General features: G+C 64.1%; 15 protein-coding genes. 7 read left to right on the top strand and 8 right to left on the bottom strand.

From position 1 onward, the window contains the following. The first annotated feature begins 1 nt into the window (after position 1). Genes AC1DVR_RS04105 through AC1DVR_RS04095 form a run of 3 tightly spaced genes read left to right on the top strand, consistent with a single transcriptional unit; the run spans position 2 to position 1,928 of the window. Positions 2-340 (top strand): DUF952 domain-containing protein, encoded by a 339-nt coding sequence (locus AC1DVR_RS04105; RefSeq protein ID WP_477999253.1) that lies wholly within the window; start codon positions 2-4, stop codon positions 338-340. After that, entirely contained in the window at positions 337-1,398 is a 1,062-nt protein-coding gene (locus AC1DVR_RS04100; RefSeq protein WP_477999252.1) for a quinone-dependent dihydroorotate dehydrogenase, read from the top strand. Before AC1DVR_RS04105 ends, AC1DVR_RS04100 begins: the two co-directional genes overlap by 4 nt. Positions 1,399-1,454: 56 nt before the next feature. Continuing rightward, positions 1,455-1,928, top strand: coding sequence for a hypothetical protein (locus tag AC1DVR_RS04095; RefSeq protein WP_477999251.1), 474 nt, complete (start codon positions 1,455-1,457; stop codon positions 1,926-1,928). A gap of 3 nt (positions 1,929-1,931) precedes the next feature. On the opposite strand, the gene AC1DVR_RS04090 is transcribed toward AC1DVR_RS04095, so the two are convergent. The 5 genes from AC1DVR_RS04090 to AC1DVR_RS04070 all read right to left on the bottom strand — a co-directional run bounded on the left by AC1DVR_RS04090 (position 1,932) and on the right by AC1DVR_RS04070 (position 7,305). After that, on the bottom strand, positions 1,932-2,168 hold the full coding sequence (locus tag AC1DVR_RS04090) for an Lrp/AsnC family transcriptional regulator (RefSeq protein ID WP_477999250.1): 237 nt from the start codon (positions 2,166-2,168) through the stop codon (positions 1,932-1,934). A 24-nt stretch (positions 2,169-2,192) separates the two neighbouring features. Next, positions 2,193-3,737, bottom strand: coding sequence for an ATP-dependent DNA helicase (locus AC1DVR_RS04085; RefSeq protein ID WP_477999249.1), 1,545 nt, complete (start codon positions 3,735-3,737; stop codon positions 2,193-2,195). A gap of 361 nt (positions 3,738-4,098) precedes the next feature. After that, a complete protein-coding gene (gene ccrA / locus AC1DVR_RS04080) occupies positions 4,099-5,388 on the bottom strand; it encodes a crotonyl-CoA carboxylase/reductase (RefSeq protein ID WP_477999248.1) in 1,290 nt (429 codons plus the stop codon). A gap of 135 nt (positions 5,389-5,523) precedes the next feature. Next, positions 5,524-5,859, bottom strand: a complete 336-nt coding sequence (locus AC1DVR_RS04075) for a hypothetical protein (protein WP_477999247.1) — start codon at positions 5,857-5,859, stop codon at positions 5,524-5,526. A 66-nt stretch (positions 5,860-5,925) separates the two neighbouring features. Then, positions 5,926-7,305 carry a 1-acyl-sn-glycerol-3-phosphate acyltransferase gene (locus AC1DVR_RS04070; RefSeq protein WP_477999246.1) on the bottom strand — a complete coding sequence of 460 codons (1,380 nt, stop codon included), beginning with the start codon at positions 7,303-7,305 and terminating at the stop codon, positions 5,926-5,928. Positions 7,306-7,443: 138 nt separating this feature from the next. Here AC1DVR_RS04070 and AC1DVR_RS04065 point away from each other — a divergent pair, with 138 nt between their 5' ends. From AC1DVR_RS04065 to AC1DVR_RS04050, 4 genes are all read left to right on the top strand, one after another. Next, positions 7,444-9,402 carry a methylmalonyl-CoA mutase family protein gene (locus AC1DVR_RS04065; protein WP_477999245.1) on the top strand — a complete coding sequence of 653 codons (1,959 nt, stop codon included), beginning with the start codon at positions 7,444-7,446 and terminating at the stop codon, positions 9,400-9,402. Positions 9,403-9,469: 67 nt separating this feature from the next. Then, positions 9,470-9,832, top strand: coding sequence for a DUF6455 family protein (locus tag AC1DVR_RS04060; RefSeq protein WP_477999244.1), 363 nt, complete (start codon positions 9,470-9,472; stop codon positions 9,830-9,832). 55 nt (positions 9,833-9,887) lie between these two features. Further along, on the top strand, positions 9,888-10,592 hold the full coding sequence (gene deoD, locus AC1DVR_RS04055) for a purine-nucleoside phosphorylase (protein ID WP_477999243.1): 705 nt from the start codon (positions 9,888-9,890) through the stop codon (positions 10,590-10,592). A gap of 64 nt (positions 10,593-10,656) precedes the next feature. Further along, on the top strand, positions 10,657-11,625 hold the full coding sequence (locus AC1DVR_RS04050; RefSeq protein WP_477999242.1) for an aldo/keto reductase: 969 nt from the start codon (positions 10,657-10,659) through the stop codon (positions 11,623-11,625). A gap of 4 nt (positions 11,626-11,629) precedes the next feature. On the opposite strand, the gene AC1DVR_RS04045 is transcribed toward AC1DVR_RS04050, so the two are convergent. Genes AC1DVR_RS04045 through mutL form a run of 3 tightly spaced genes read right to left on the bottom strand, consistent with a single transcriptional unit; the run spans position 11,630 to position 15,143 of the window. Then, entirely contained in the window at positions 11,630-12,169 is a 540-nt protein-coding gene (locus tag AC1DVR_RS04045) for a HutD/Ves family protein (RefSeq protein WP_477999241.1), read from the bottom strand. Beyond that, positions 12,166-13,305: a DNA recombination protein RmuC gene (locus tag AC1DVR_RS04040; RefSeq protein ID WP_477999240.1), complete on the bottom strand. Its 1,140-nt coding sequence runs from the start codon at positions 13,303-13,305 to the stop codon at positions 12,166-12,168. The genes AC1DVR_RS04045 and AC1DVR_RS04040 overlap by 4 nt, the downstream gene beginning before the upstream one ends. After that, positions 13,302-15,143 carry a DNA mismatch repair endonuclease MutL gene (gene mutL / locus AC1DVR_RS04035; RefSeq protein ID WP_477999239.1) on the bottom strand — a complete coding sequence of 614 codons (1,842 nt, stop codon included), beginning with the start codon at positions 15,141-15,143 and terminating at the stop codon, positions 13,302-13,304. Before mutL ends, AC1DVR_RS04040 begins: the two co-directional genes overlap by 4 nt. Between the last annotated feature and the right edge of the window lie 8 nt (positions 15,144-15,151).

The raw sequence follows: 15,151 nt of genomic DNA, 5'->3' as shown, positions 1-15,151 counted from the left end.
GATGCTGATCTACAAAGTCTTTCGCCGCAGCGAATGGGTGGCCTTCCGCGATTCTGGTGCCACGCATGGCGCGCCGGTCGATCTGCAGGACGGCTATATCCACTTCTCCACCGCGGCCCAGGTGGCTGAGACCGTCGCCAAGCATTTCGCCGGCGAAAGCGATCTGGTCCTTCTGGCGCTGGACAGCGACAACCTCGGGCCGGATCTGAAATGGGAGCCCTCGCGCGGCGGGGCGCTGTTCCCGCATCTCTACCGGGCGTTGATCCGGGCGGATGTGATCTGGGACAAGAGCCTGCCCCTGGGCGCCACCGGCCATATCTTCCCCGAGGGCGTGTTTTGAAGCCGGTCGAGGCTTTGGGTCTTGCCCTGCTGCACCGGGTGGACCCGGAGGCGGCGCATGGGCTGTCGCTGTCCGCCCTGCGGATGGGCCTGGCGCCGCAGCCCGGCCCGGTGACCAGCCCGCGTCTTGCGACCCGGCTCGCCGGGTTGGATTTGCTGAACCCGGTGGGGTTGGCGGCCGGCTATGACAAGAATGCCGTGGCTTTGGCCTCGCTGGCCCGTGCCGGCTTCGGCTTTGTCGAGGTGGGGGCCGCCACGCCGCTGCCGCAGCCCGGCAACCCCAAGCCGCGCCTGTTCCGCCTGACCGAGGACCGCGCTGCGATCAACCGGTTTGGCTTCAACAACGAGGGGGCCGAGGTCATTGCCTCCCGCCTTGCCGCCCGAAAACGCGGGCCGGTGCCGGTCGGCCTGAACCTTGGTGCCAACAAGACCTCGACCGATCGGGCGGCCGATTTCGCCAAGGTGCTGGCGCTCTGCGGTCCGCATGCCGATTTTGCGACGGTCAATGTCTCCTCTCCCAATACCGAAAAGCTGCGCGATCTGCAGGGGCCGGCGGCTTTGGCGGCGCTGCTCGCCGGGGTGATGGAGGTGCGCGCCACCCTGCCCCGCCCGATCCCGATCTTCCTGAAGATCGCGCCCGATCTGACGCCCGAGGATCTGGCAGCCTTGGCCGAGGTGGCGCTTGGCTCGGGCCTGTCCGGCATCATCGCGACCAACACCACCCTGTCGCGCGAGGGTCTGACATCACCCCACAGGGGCGAGGCGGGCGGTTTGTCCGGCGCGCCGCTTTTTGAAAAATCCACCCGGATCCTGGCGCAACTGTCGCACCTGACCGATGGGCGGATTCCTCTTATCGGCGTCGGCGGCATTTCGACGCCAGAACAGGCCTATGCCAAGATCTGCGCCGGGGCGTCTGCCGTGCAGATCTATACCGCGATGGTCTATCAGGGGCTTTCGCTGGCCGCCGACCTTGCGCGCGGCCTCGACCGCCTGCTGGAGCGTGACGGCCATGCGACGGTCAGTGCCGCCGTCGGAAGCCGGCGGGGCGACTGGCTTTAGGGGAACCGGGCGCGCCGTCTGGCCGTTAAGCCACTGCAGAAGAAAAGGATAATGCCATGCGCAAATTCGTCTCGGCCTGTGCTCTGGCACTGATCGCTGCCCAGGCAACCGCACAGACCAGCCAGCCGGCCTATTCCGACAACCGCTCTTCCGCCGCCGATGTGGTCCGCTCGCTTTATAATGCGATCAACCGGCACGAATATCTGCGTGGCTGGAGCTATTTCCGGCCCGAATCCGCCCCCGATTTCAAAGGCTTCGCGGCAGGCTATGGCGACACCGACCATGTCGAGATTCGCCTTGGCAAGGTCATGTCGGATGGGGCGGCAGGTTCGATCCATTCGCAGGTGCCAGTGGCCCTGCGCGCCACGAGCACCGCTGGCAAGGCCACGGTGTTCGAGGGCTGCTACCTCGTGACGCAAGTCCAGCCCGCGGTGCAGGAAACCCCGCCGTTCCGGCCCATCATAATCGACTCCGGCCATCTGCAGAAATCGACCAAGGCCTTTGATCAGGCGATGGGCAGCTGCAACTAGGCCTCAGAAGGCCTTGAAGGTCATCGTGGTCAGGGTGCGCACGATATCGGGAATGTCGAAGAGGCGTTCGGACAGGTAGTGGCCCACGTCGGCCTCGTCCGGGATATAGATCTTGGCGATCAGGTCATATTCGCCGCTGGTCGAATAAAGCTCGCTGACAACCTCGCGGTCATAGATGGCGTCGGCGACGGCATAGGTCTTGCCGGGGGTGCAACGGAACTGGACGAAGACGCAGATCATGGCTTTCTCCTGATTGCGGCCAGCCTAGCCGACCGGCTGTTCCTCTTCCAGCCCCTGCAGCGTGAGGGGCACCGGCCGCACCACGAGGTCCGAGACACCCAGGGGCGTCTTCGGCAGGGCGAGGCGGTTCCTCACCACCCAATGCAGGCGCTTTTCGGCGCGGGTGATCGCGACATAGGCGAGGCGCTTCCACAGAGGAATGCCCGCTTCGCTGCGGCCAGCTTGCGCCGCGGCCCAAAGGTCGGGAGCGAAGACCTGCACGTCCTCCCATTGCGAGCCCTGCGCCTTGTGGATCGTCACCGCCGCGCCATGCAGGAAAGCCGCCCCCATGGTGGCGGCGGAGGGGATGAAGGGCTCTTCCTCATCCGGCTTTTCGATCTTGATGATGCAGGCGGCCGAAACCTGTGGGTCTTCGGCGCCCACCACGTGCAGCTTGGCAAAGCCATCCTTCTTGCCCGGCCCGATGTAGATGACCTGCGCGCCCTTGATCAGACCGCGCGCCTCCAGATCAATCCGCTTCTTGCGGTGCTTCAACGGCAGTTCGATACCGTCGCAGATCAGCGGCTCACCCGGCAAGAGGGCGTCTTCCGGCGCGCCATGGGCGTTGCGGAAGGCCTGGATCAGCTTGATCCGCGTTACATTCCGCCAGACCAGCACCGGGCTGCGCGCCATCAGGTCCGAGGAGACGCGTTCCGCCCATTGCACCCTCTCGTCGCGGCGGGCGGCGTCCTGCACCATCTGTTCGAAATCATCAAAGCGCAGGCTGTCGTCGCCCAAGGCATGGGCGAGGTCGAGGATCGGACTGTCCTGGGTTTGGCGGTGAATGCGGCTCAGCACCATCTTCCGGCTGTCGCCCAGCTTGTCGAACACCATCTCGCCCGATTGGCCGACCGGGGCCAGCTGGGCCGGGTCGCCGAACAACACCAGCGTCGGGAAGATTTCGCGCAAATCGTCGAGCTGTCGGGCATCCAGCATCGAGCTTTCATCGACAAAGCCCACATCCAGCGGCTCTTCGCGGCGCTTCCAGCCCTTGATGAAATCGCTTCCGCGCAGGCCCGCCGCCGCCAGCGCGCCGGGTATGGACGGCACTTGCTGGTAAAAGGCATGAGCGCGGTCGAGCGCGAGTTCGGTCAGACCCTCGACCTTGGGGCGCGGGGCCTGCCCTGCCAGCCATTCGGCGATGAGTTCATATTGCGGGTCATAGACCGGCGTATAAAGGATGCGGTGGATCGTGGTGGCGGGCACCCCGCGCAGGCGGAGGACCGAAGCGGCCTTGTTGGTTGGCGCCAGAACCGCCAGCGTGCGGCGATCCTTGCGCCGCCTTCCCTCATAATCGCCCGAGACGATGTCCATCCCCGCCTCGCGCAAGGCGCGGTAGAGGCTGGCCAGAAGCATGGTCTTGCCCGACCCCGCCTTGCCCAGGATGGCCAGAACCGAGCCTTTGCCCTCGGCCTGCGGGGTCAGAACCCCTTCGGCAAGGTCCACCCCCATGGCCAGAAGGTCGGCTGCGACGCGATCATAGGCCTCGGCCTGATCGTCAGAGAAGGTGAGAGCGGGAACTTGCGACATGCACCAACCTTAGGCCAGTGCGCCGTCCTGTGCCATAGCTCTGGTGTGGAACAGCCGTATTAGTGGCCTAATGCGTCGTCCCGGTTCGGCGTGGCGGTCCTTTCGGTGGCGTGCCCTTCTGGGCAGCCACCTCCTCAACCGCGACTTTCATGGCCTCGTCGGCCTTGGCAGCAAGACCGGTCATGCCATTCGCCTGTGCGAAAGACCTCAGATCCGCCAACACATCAAAAATCCAATCGTAACCCATCGACGCTCCGAGGAAAGGTGGCATTCAAATTAAATGCCGCCTTCATGCTATCCTCCCGTGCCGACCGCAATAACCCATTGGACGTGCAACAGATTGTTCTTGATCTGAATACGTCTAGCGAGAGCGGCTGGCCTCCAGCGTATCCTCGAACGTCCGCAGGCCGGTACGGGGGGCCTGCACCAACACCGCCATGTTACCCGGTTTGTGGACATTCTTCAGCATCTTCATATGGGCTGCGGGGATTTCCGCCCAGCTGAAGACTTCCGAGAGGCACGGGTCGAGACGGCGCTCGATCATCAGCTGGTTGGCGGCGCTGGCCTGCTTGAGGTTGGCGAAGTGGCTGCCCTGCACCCGCTTCTGATGCATCCAGAGGTAGCGGGCGTCGAGCGTCAGGTTATAGCCCGTGGTGCCGGCGCAGATCACCACCATGCCGCCGCGCTTGACCACGAAGACCGAGACCGGGAAGGTCGCCTCGCCGGGGTGTTCGAAGACTAGGTCGACGTTGTTGCCCTTGCCGGTGATGTCCCAGATCGCCTTGCCGAACTTGCGAACCTCGTTGAACCACTCCTTGTATTCGGGCGTGTTCACCTTGGGCATCTGGCCCCAGCACTTGAAATCCTTGCGGTTGATGACGCCTTTGGCCCCCAGCCCCATGACGAAATCGCGCTTGTCCTCTTCCGAGATCACGCCGATCGCATTGCCGCCCGCCGTGTTGATCAGCTGCACGGCGTAGGAGCCAAGACCGCCCGAGGCGCCCCAGACCAGCACGTTCTGCCCCGGCCGCAGCTCATGCGGCTTGTGGCCGAAGAGCATCCGGTAGGCGGTGGCGAGCGTCAGCGTGTAGCAGGCGCTTTCCTCCCAGGTCTGGTGCGCCGGGCGGCGCATCAGCTGCTGGGCCTGAACCCGGGTGAATTGCGCGAAAGAGCCGTCGGGCGTCTCGTAGCCCCAGATCCGCTGGCTCGGCGAGAACATCGGGTCGCCGCCGTTGCACTCCTCGTCGTCGCCGTCGTCCTGGTTGCAGTGGATCACCACCTCGTCGCCGACTTTCCAGCGTTTGACCTTGTCGCCCACCTTCCAGACGATACCCGCCGCATCCGATCCGGCAATGTGGAAGGGCGCGCCATGGCCGTCAAAGGGGCTGATCGGCGTGCCAAGCGCGGCCCAGACGCCGTTGTAGTTGACCCCGGCGGCCATCACCAGCACCAGCACCTCATGCGCGTCGATGGTGGGGGTATCCACGACCTCGACCAGCATCGCCTTGTCCGGGTCGCCGTGCCGCTCGCGACGGATCGCCCAGGCGTACATCTGCGCCGGCACATGGCCGAGGGGCGGCATTTCGCCCAGGGCGTAGAGATCTTTCACCGGCGCGTCATAGGCCAGCGGATTTTGCGTATCGAGTGCCATCGGGGCCTCCCAGAGCCATGCCGCACCGCAGAATCACGGGCGGGATGCCTCTGGGATATAAAGTTGCGCGCAAGATTGCAATACTTCTGAGCGCCCTTTTGTAATTTTATGTCTGCCGCGTTGCAGCGAGCCGATCTAGAAGATCACTCTCGTCGTGGTGCAGACATCGACATTCGTCTGCACGACCGATTGGCCGTTCGAAAAGACGGCCTTGAAGTCGAAGGTGCAATAGCCCGAGCCGTCATCGAAATTGATATTCACCGAGCTGCCCGAGGGCAGAACGTCCGCACCGAGGATGTCCTCCTCCCAGGTGTTCGCACCGGCGTTGGAACCGTAAAAACGGGTGATCGGAAGGTTGGTGTTGTTGACAATGGTCACATGGCGATCGGCGGACGAGGTCGAACCGTCTTCGACGCAGGCCGTCAGGGTCAAGGCGCTCAACCCACAAAGCAATGCAGTAGCAAGTTTCATTACAAGAGTTCCTCCTTCTCTTCCCGGCACAATGCCGGTCGGGCGAGGCTAGAAGCCGGCTCGGCGCTAATCAACTCTTGTCACGTCTGCGTGAGGGGAATGTTCCAGCCTTTGCAGGACGGAAGCGGCATAGAAGGCGAGCAGGGGGCGCTTCTCCACAACCGGAACCATGTCTTGCGTGAGGATGCCCCGCGCGATCAGCCTGTGCAGCCCTTCCTCCACCGTGGCGGCAAGACCCTGCGGCGCGAGCCGCAGTTCGGCCCCGGCTTCGGTCAGCCGGGCAATCAGAGCGGCGGTCCGCGCCTCGACCCCGGCACGGCCACCGGCACCGTCCTGCAAGGCCGCAGCGATCAGCGGCACCGGCACCACGGGCACGGTCTGCACGATCGCCGCCATCAGCCGCGCGCCCAAAGCTTCGGTCGAACCATCGGGCACCTCGGCCAGGTGCTGCCTCAACGAGATCGGCGGACCAAAAGCCGCTGCCGCCGTGCCAAAGCCGCGAAAGCGGCCAAAGGCGAGCCGCAGCAGCGCCAGCCCGCCAAACCCCAGCGCCTTGAACGGGTTGAGCCGAAATCGCCTTGTGCCAGATGCCGCAGCCTCGGTCAGGACGCCATCCTCCAGCACCCGGTCATAGGCCAGACCGACCGGCACGAAGACCACATCCCGCCCCGCCGGGTCGAACCCGGTCAGGATATAGGACAGAAGCCCCAGCTTGGCCGGCCCCACCCTGCCATCCAGACTGAGCCCGCCTTCCGGGAAGATCGCCTGACTGGTCCCCTCCGCCGTGGTCATCTGGACATAGCGCGCCAGCACCCGGCGATAGAGCGCGTTGCGCGAGCCGCGCCGGATGAAATAAGCCCCCATCGCCCGGATAAAGTAGGAAAACGGCCAGATCCGCGCCCATTCCCCCACCGCATAGGAAATCGAGGACTGACCGGAGACCAGCCAGGTCACCAGCACATAATCCATGTTCGACCGGTGATTCATCACGAAAACCACCGTGGCCTTGGGGTCGACGCGGGTCAGCATCCCCTCGATCTTGCCGAAGCGGACGCGATACAGCTTGCGTGTCAGCGCCTTGGCCAGCCTGATCGCCACGCCGAAATAGAGCGTGGTCGAAAAGCCGGGCACAATCTCGCGCGCATAGGCCCTTGCCTCCTGAAAGGCGACCGAGGGGGGAATCCCGCCCTCTGCTGCGTGTTCGGTGACGGCCGCCAGCACATGAGGGTCATAGACCAGCCGGGCAATCCGGTCCTGCCGCTCGGCCAGTTTTACGATGTCGATCGGCCGGTCGAGCTTTTCATTCAAGCGCGCCAGCCAGCGTTCCATCCGGCGGCGAAAGAACCAACGCACGGACGGGAAAAGAAAATTCGAGGCGAAAGAGGTCGCGGCAAAGGCCAGGATCAGGATCAGCAGCCAAAGCGGCACGGGAATATTCTGCGTCATGGCGCGACCATGCCACGGTGTCGCAGCCCGCGCAAATTCAGCTTCCGCCGCGATGCAGCGAATTGACACTTGCCAAAACTTGCTGATATGCCGCACTTGACGCAAGAAAGTTGCGATGATGATTCACGAGGGCCAAAGATGCAGACGCAGAAAGACTCCCCCTGGCTGTTTCGCACCTATGCGGGCCATTCGACCGCTGCGGCCTCGAATGCGCTTTATCGTGGCAACCTGGCCAAGGGGCAGACCGGGCTTTCGGTCGCCTTCGATCTGCCGACCCAGACCGGCTATGACAGCGACCACATCCTGGCGCGCGGCGAGGTCGGCAAGGTCGGCGTGCCGGTCAGCCATCTGGGCGACATGCGGGCGCTGTTTGCCGATATCCCGCTGGGCCAGATGAACACCTCGATGACGATCAACGCGACCGCCCCCTGGTTGCTGGCGCTTTATGTCGCGGTGGCGGAAGAACAGGGCGCCGATATCTCCACCCTGCAGGGCACGGTGCAGAACGATATCATCAAGGAATACCTGTCGCGCGGCACCTATATCTGCCCGCCGGCGCCCTCTCTGCGGATGATTACAGATGTCGCGGCCTATACCGCCAAGGCGCTGCCGAAGTGGAACCCGATGAACGTCTGCTCCTACCACCTGCAGGAGGCTGGGGCCACGCCAGAGCAGGAGCTGGCCTATGCGCTGGCCACCGCCATCGCCGTGCTGGATGATCTGCGTGCCAAGGTCACGCCCGCGGATTTCCCCGCGATGGTCGGCCGCATTTCCTTCTTCGTGAACGCGGGCATCCGTTTTGTCACCGAAATTTGCAAGATGCGCGCCTTTGTCGAGATGTGGGACGAACTGTGCCAGACCCGTTATGGCATCACCGAAGAACGCCACCGCCGCTTCCGCTATGGCGTGCAGGTCAACTCGCTGGGCCTGACCGAACAGCAGCCGGAAAACAACGTCGCCCGCATCCTGATCGAGATGCTGGCCGTGACCCTGTCGAAGAACGCCCGCGCCCGCGCCGTGCAGCTGCCCGCCTGGAACGAGGCTTTGGGCCTGCCGCGCCCCTGGGATCAGCAATGGTCGCTCCGGATGCAGCAGATCCTCGCGTACGAAACCGACCTTCTGGAATATGCCGATATCTTCGACGACAATCCCGCGATTGCCGCCAAGGTCGCGGCGCTGAAAGCCGCAGCCCAGGAAGAACTGGCCACGATCGAGTCGATGGGCGGGGCCGTGGCCGCCATCCCCCATATGAAATCGCGTCTGGTCGAGGCGAACTCCGAACGGCTGGCCCGGATTGAACGTGGCGAGCAGGTGGTGGTTGGCGTCAACCGCTGGCGCGAGGCCGAGCCTTCGCCGCTGACCTCTGGCATCTCGGCCATCCTCGAATGCGATCCGGCGGCCGAGGCTGACCAGATCGCCCGCCTGCATGCCTGGCGGGCCGAACGTGACGGGGTGGCGGTCAACCGCGCCCTGTTGCACCTGCGCGAGGCGGCCATGTCGGGTGAGAATATCATGCCCGCCTCGATCGCCGCCGCCAAGGCTGGCGTCACCACCGGCGAATGGGGCGCCGCCATCCGCGCCGCCTTTGGCGAGTACCGCGCACCGACCGGCGTGTCGAAATCCCCCTCCAACCGCACCGAAGGGCTGGAGCCCATCCGCGCTGCGGTCGATGCCGTCTCGACCCGGCTGGGGCGGCGGCTGAAACTGCTGATCGGCAAGCCGGGCCTCGACGGCCATTCCAACGGGGCCGAGCAGATCACCGCCCGCGCCCGCGACTGCGGCATGGCCATCCATTACGACGGCATCCGTCACACCCCGGCCGACATCGTGGCCCAGGCGCTAGAGGAGAACCCCCATGTCATCGGCCTGTCGATCCTGTCGGGCAGCCACATGCCCCTGGTTCAGGACGTGCTGAACGGCTTGCGCGCCACCGACCTGCAGATCCCGCTGATCATCGGCGGCATCATCCCCGACGCCGATGCCGAAGCGCTTCTGGCCCTTGGCGTGGCCGCGATCTACACGCCCAAGGATTTCGACCTGAACCGGATCATGACAGACATCGTGGACCTCGCAGAACCGGGAGACCTCGCCGCCTGATTTGCGCCATGTCAAAGCGCGTGCCGCGTCGATCCGTCATTGTCGCCTCAAAATGAAGGAGACGGACATGTTCGAACGGATCAAGGCGCTGCTGGAGCGGTGGCACGACGTCAAGGAAATCAACGCGCTCAGCGAACGCGATCTTGATGATCTGGGCATGTCGCGCGATCAGGTTCAGGCCTTTGCCCGGATGCCGCGCGACATTTCGGAGCGGGTTTCCCATATGGCCGCCGTCTTCGGCCTGTCGGACGCCGAGATCCACATGAACCACGAGGCCTATCTGGGCCTTCTGACCACCTGCGGTTCCTGCCGTGCGCGCAACCAATGCACCCATGTCCTGGCGAAGGGCGCGCTGGCCGTTCCGGCCGAGGCGACCTTCTGTCTCAACGCCGAAAACTTTGCGGCGCAGGCGGCCCACCCCGCCTGCTGAGACGACTGGCCTTCACCGATGTCGCTGGCTAGGTTGCGCCAAACAGGAGCGCGACATGACCTTTCACATCGGTGCCAAGCCCGGCGAGATTGCCGAAACCGTCCTTTTGCCGGGCGACCCCTACCGCGCCCGCTGGGCTGCCGAAACCTATCTGGAAAATCCGGTCCTGGTGAACGAGGTGCGCGGCATGCTCGGCTATACCGGCCTCTGGCAGGGGCATCGGGTGACCATCCACGGCTCTGGCATGGGGATGCCCTCGCTGTCGATCTATGCCAATGAACTCATCCAGGATTACGGTTGCCAAACGCTCATTCGCATTGGCAGCGCCGGGGCACTGCAGCACCATGTGAAGGTGCGCGACGTGGTTCTGGCGCAGACCGCGTCCACCATCGGCTCGCCCTCGCGCAGTATCTTCAAAGAGCTGAACTTCGCCCCTTGTGCCGATTTCAACCTGCTCTGCGCCGCCCACAAGGCCGCGCAAAGGATCGGCGTGCCGGTGCATGTCGGCGGGATCTACTCCTCCGACACATTCTACGACGAACGCCCGGACCATTCGGAACAGCTGCAACGCCACGGCACCCTTTGTGTGGAGATGGAGGCGGCGGAGCTTTACCACCTCGCCGCCCGCTACCGGCGCCGCGCCCTGGCCATCCTGACGATTTCAGACCACGTTCTGACCCACGAGGCCCTGCCCGCCGATCAACGCGAACGTTCCTTCGGCAAGATGGTCGAGGTCGCGCTGGAAGCGGCTTTCGCCTGACGAAAGCCCCTTGACCCAACCGATTCGCGAGCGTCTATTGCCCTCCCCCTTTCAGGAGAAGCCTATGAAAACCCGTCAACTCGGCACCGCGCAGGTGTCTGCCATCGGCCTGGGCGCCATGTCCTTCGGCGGCATTTTTGGTGCGACAGATGAGGCAGAAAGCTTCGCCTGTCTGGATGCCATGCTGGAGGAGGGGATGAATTTCATCGACACGGCAAACATTTACGGCATGGGCGTGTCCGAAGATGTGATCGGCAAATGGCTTGCGTCACGTAAGCCGCAGGTCACCATCGCGACCAAGGCCAGCATCATGAACACGACGCCGCGCCGGGTGAGCAACGCGGAAGACCATCTGCGGGCCGAGCTGGACCTGTCGTTGCGCCGTCTGGGCCGCGATCATGTCGAGCTGTTCTACATCCACCGCCGCGAACACGCCCGCCCGCTGGAAGAGGTGATCGGCACGCTCTCGCGCCTGATCGAAGAGGGCAAGATCGGCGGCTATGGCATGTCGGAGGTGGCCCCCGACACACTGCGCCGCGCCCATGCCATCCACCCCTGCACCGCGATACAGAACGAGTATTCGCTTTGGACACGGCAACCCGAACTCGGCCTGATTCAGGCGTGCAAGGCGCTTGGCGTTGCCTTCATCCCCTTTTCACCGCTGGCCCGCGGCATGCTGGGCGATCAACCGCTGGAGGCGCCCACCGACGGTTTCCGCATCTCCAACCCGCGCTTCATGGAGCCGAACTTCACGGCAAACATCCTGAAAATCAACGCATTCCGCGCCTTTTGCGCCGCGCGCGGTTGGTCAACCCCGGCCACGGCCCTCGCCTGGATTCTGTCAAAGGGGGATCACCTGATCCCGATCCCCGGCACCCGTTCGGCAACGCATTTGCGGCAGATCGCCCAAGGCGCAGCCCTGACCTTGACGGCCGAGGACCTCGCCGAAATCGACCGTATCCTGCCGCCCGGCTTCGCCTCCGGTGACCGTTACGGCGACCATCAGCTGCAGGCGATCGAACGGTATTGCTGAACACTCAGGCCAGATCGGACCAGATCCGGTCTGGCCACCCTGGAAAGGTCACGACAATGGCCGGCACCTCCAGATACAGGTCCTGATCCGAGACCAGCAGATCATGGCGCGCAACAAGATGCCCGCCGATCATGCCCGACTCAAGCGCCAAAACGACACTCGGGCCGGTCATCGCCCCGCCCCGCGCCACCCGCACCTCGGGCAGCGGCAGGCTGCGGGCGGTCATGACATTGAAATCTTCCGATCGTTCGGTAACCTTTTCCGCCCTAATCGCCACATCCCCGGCAAAGGCCACCGACCGCAGTGGCGTGGCATGCAACAAGATCCCCTCGCCCACCAAATCAAAGCCAGGGCCAGACAGAACCGTGAGATTCCGCTCGATCCCCGGGAAAAGCGAGAAGGCGCCGTCCTCCACCACCGCCGCACGCGACAGCCGCAACATCAGCTGCCCGCCCGCGTCGATGCGCAGCATCTCGACCGTCGTGCCCTTGCCATTGGCCCAGGGCATCTCTTTGAAATTGCTGGCGTTCAGATGGCGGATCATTCGGCGGCACGCGGCGGGATGACAGGCAAGGCAATCTCCTCGAAGTCAAAGTTATCCAGCCGACGCGCCCGTTTTCCGGCTTTGTCGGCGCTGATGCGGATCTCTTCGATGTCCTTAGAGGCCTGGCCAAAATGCCGATCAAGGTTGCCGACGCGGTCCGACAGACGCTCGATATCCTTGTAAAGCTCGCCCAGTTCGCGGCGGATCGCACCGGCCTGTTCCTTCATCCGCGCGTCCTTGAGGATCGCCCGCATCGTGTTCAATGTCGCCATGCAGGTGGTGGGCGAGACGATCCAAACCCGGGCTGCGAAGCCTTCCCGAACGATTTCGGGGAAATTCGCGTGCAGCTCGGCATAAACCGCTTCCGAGGGCAAAAACAGGATCGCGCCATCGGCCGTCTCGCCCTCGATGATGTATTTGTCCGAGATGGCCCTGATGTGATTGCGCACCGCCGCCTTCAACAACATGTTGGCTTCCTGTATCTGTCGCGGATTTTCGGCACGGCGCAGGGCCTCGTAAGCCTCCAGTGGAAACTTGGCGTCGATGGCCAATGGACCCGGCGGATTGGGCAGATGGATCAGGCAATCGGCGCGCTTGCCGTTGGAGAGTGTCGCCTGCATCGTATAGGCATCTGCGGGCAACGCCTTGGCCACGATGTCGTGCAACTGGATCTCGCCATAAGCGCCGCGCGCTTGTTTGTTGGACAAAATATCCTGCAAGCTCAAGACATTGCCAGAAAGCTTCTCGATGTTGGCCTGTGCCTTGTCGATGGTTTCCAGCCTTTGATGCAAGTCGCCCAGACTGCGGGCGGTGCGGACCGAGTTGCCTTGCAGCGACTCGCCCATGAACCTTTGCACCTCCGACAGCCGGTTTTCCATCATCTGGATCATCGCGGTTTGCGACAGGCTTTGCGCTTCGGAAACGTGGTGAAGGCCGCCCGCCAAGCGCTCTTGCCCTTCCGACAAGCCCTGCACGCGTTGCGAGAGCCAGGACATTTCCTGCATCAGCAGGGGTGACACCCGGCCTGAGGCGCGGAGCACCAGGAGAAGGACGAAAAGGATTAACACCACCCCACCAAGGGGGATCAGAATCTCTGGTGCACTCCAGGGATAGGTCTGGCCGAAGAGGGTGATCATCGCCTGCCGAACAATCGTTCGATATCAGCCAATTTCAATTCCACATAGGTCGGTCGTCCATGGTTGCACTGGCCGGAAAGCGGGGTCGCTTCCATCTCGCGCAGCAGGGCGTTCATCTCCTCCGCGCGCATCTGACGGCCGGACCGGATCGAGCCGTGGCAGGCCATCCGGCTGAGGATGGCATCGAGCCGCGCCCGCAAAGTGGGCGCATCACCCTGATCGGCCAGTTCATCCAGCACGTCGCGCAACAGCGCCCTGGCCGAGACATTGCCGAGGATCGCGGGCGTCTCGCGGACGGCCACCGCGGTCCCGCCAAAGGGTTCCACCGTCAGGCCAAGCACTGCCAGATCTGTCGCAGCCTCCAGCAGGCGCGCGGCATCGCTGGCGGAAAGTTCAACGATTTCGGGGATCAGCAGGGATTGCGCCTTGATCCCCGTCTCGTCCATCTGGCGTTTCAGGCGTTCGTAGACCAGGCGTTCATGGGCGGCGTGTTGGTCGACGATGACCATGCCAGAGGCAGTTTGGGCGATGATGTAATTCTCGTGCACCTGCGCCCGCGCAGCGCCCAAGGGGAAATTCTCAACCTCAACCGCGGGTTCGTTAACCACCTCCACCCGTGCCACCGGGGCTTCGGCAAAACCGCCGCCAACCGGGTCCGGCGCCTGAAAGGTGAAGGCGCGAGAGAGGCTGAGGCCGGAGGGGCGGTCCATCTGGTAGACGCGCGGCTCGGGGCGCAGGGCCGCCAGCGTGGCATCGGCCACAGTTGAAGAGGCGCGGTGCCCTGCCCCGCTGATCGCGGTGCGCAGGCCGGTGATGATCAGGCTGCGGGCGGCCTCGGGTTCGCGAAAACGGACCTCGGATTTGGCGGGGTGAACGTTAACGTCGACGCGTTCGGGATCGCAGATCAGGTTGAGGACGGCGGCGGGATGCCGGTCGCGCGACAGGACATCCATATAGGCCACGCGCAGGGCGCCCAGCAGCATGCGGTCCAGCACCGGGCGGCCGTTGACGAAAACGAACTGCTGCACCGAGGAGCCGCGCGAATAGGTCGGCAGGGCAGCGTAGCCGGACAGGGTCAGACCCTCGCGCTCGACCTCGATCTTGAGGGCATTGGCGGTGAAATCGGCGCCAAGCAGGCGGGTCAGGCGGCGCTGCAGGGCATTGAAGAAATCGCCGTTCTCGGGATCAAGACGCAGGATGGTGCGAGGCGGTTCGCCCTCGGAAACCTCGGACAGGGTGAAGCCAACATGGGGTTCGGCCATGGCCAGACGGCGCAGGACATCGGCAATCGCCGAGGATTCGGCCCGATCGCTGCGCAGGAATTTCAGCCGCGCGGGGGTGGCGTAGAACAGGTCGCGCAGTTCGACCACCGTACCCTTGGCGGCGCCCGAGGGGCGCACCGCGCCGATGCGGCCGCCGGTGACGGCAAGGCTCGCTCCCTCCCCGCCCTGCACGCGCGAGGTCAGGGTCAGCCGGCCCACCGAACCAAGGCTCGCCAAAGCCTCGCCGCGAAAGCCGAAGGAGTGGATGTTCAGAAGGTCGGAGCCGTCGATTTTCGAGGTGGCATGCCGCGCCACCGCCAGGGGCAGATCATCGGGGGACATGCCGCAGCCGTCATCCGTGACCCGGATCAACAGCTTGCCGCCGGCCGAATAGTCCACCGCGATCCGCCGCGCCCCGGCGTCCAGCGCGTTTTCGACCAGTTCCTTGACGGCGGAGGCCGGCCTTTCGACCACCTCCCCCGCAGCGATCCGGTTGATCGCGGCCTCATCCAGCAGGCGGATCACAGGACGAGCCTCGGCTGTATCTAACGTCATATGGGGGGCGGGGCTGTTCATGCCACCAA

The organism is Rhodobacter sp. P2_H5 (assembly GCF_056403335.1).
The sequence above is the reverse complement of the archived record's forward strand: the minus strand, read 5'-3'. Positions and strand labels throughout refer to the sequence as shown.

Bases quoted from the DNA above. Each gene is read 5' to 3' on its own strand.
- AC1DVR_RS04105 (WP_477999253.1), top strand. From the start codon at position 2: ATGCTGATCTACAAAGTCTTTCGCCGCAGCGAATGGGTGGCCTTCCGC.
- AC1DVR_RS04095 (WP_477999251.1), top strand. From the start codon at position 1,455: ATGCGCAAATTCGTCTCGGCCTGTGCTCTGGCACTGATCGCTGCCCAG.
- AC1DVR_RS04090 (WP_477999250.1), bottom strand. From the start codon at position 2,168: ATGATCTGCGTCTTCGTCCAGTTCCGTTGCACCCCCGGCAAGACCTAT.
- AC1DVR_RS04085 (WP_477999249.1), bottom strand. From the start codon at position 3,737: ATGTCGCAAGTTCCCGCTCTCACCTTCTCTGACGATCAGGCCGAGGCC.
- ccrA (WP_477999248.1), bottom strand. From the start codon at position 5,388: ATGGCACTCGATACGCAAAATCCGCTGGCCTATGACGCGCCGGTGAAA.
- AC1DVR_RS04075 (WP_477999247.1), bottom strand. From the start codon at position 5,859: ATGAAACTTGCTACTGCATTGCTTTGTGGGTTGAGCGCCTTGACCCTG.
- AC1DVR_RS04070 (WP_477999246.1), bottom strand. From the start codon at position 7,305: ATGACGCAGAATATTCCCGTGCCGCTTTGGCTGCTGATCCTGATCCTG.
- AC1DVR_RS04065 (WP_477999245.1), top strand. From the start codon at position 7,444: ATGCAGACGCAGAAAGACTCCCCCTGGCTGTTTCGCACCTATGCGGGC.
- AC1DVR_RS04060 (WP_477999244.1), top strand. From the start codon at position 9,470: ATGTTCGAACGGATCAAGGCGCTGCTGGAGCGGTGGCACGACGTCAAG.
- deoD (WP_477999243.1), top strand. From the start codon at position 9,888: ATGACCTTTCACATCGGTGCCAAGCCCGGCGAGATTGCCGAAACCGTC.
- AC1DVR_RS04050 (WP_477999242.1), top strand. From the start codon at position 10,657: ATGAAAACCCGTCAACTCGGCACCGCGCAGGTGTCTGCCATCGGCCTG.
- AC1DVR_RS04045 (WP_477999241.1), bottom strand. From the start codon at position 12,169: ATGATCCGCCATCTGAACGCCAGCAATTTCAAAGAGATGCCCTGGGCC.
- AC1DVR_RS04040 (WP_477999240.1), bottom strand. From the start codon at position 13,305: ATGATCACCCTCTTCGGCCAGACCTATCCCTGGAGTGCACCAGAGATT.
- mutL (WP_477999239.1), bottom strand. From the start codon at position 15,143: ATGAACAGCCCCGCCCCCCATATGACGTTAGATACAGCCGAGGCTCGT.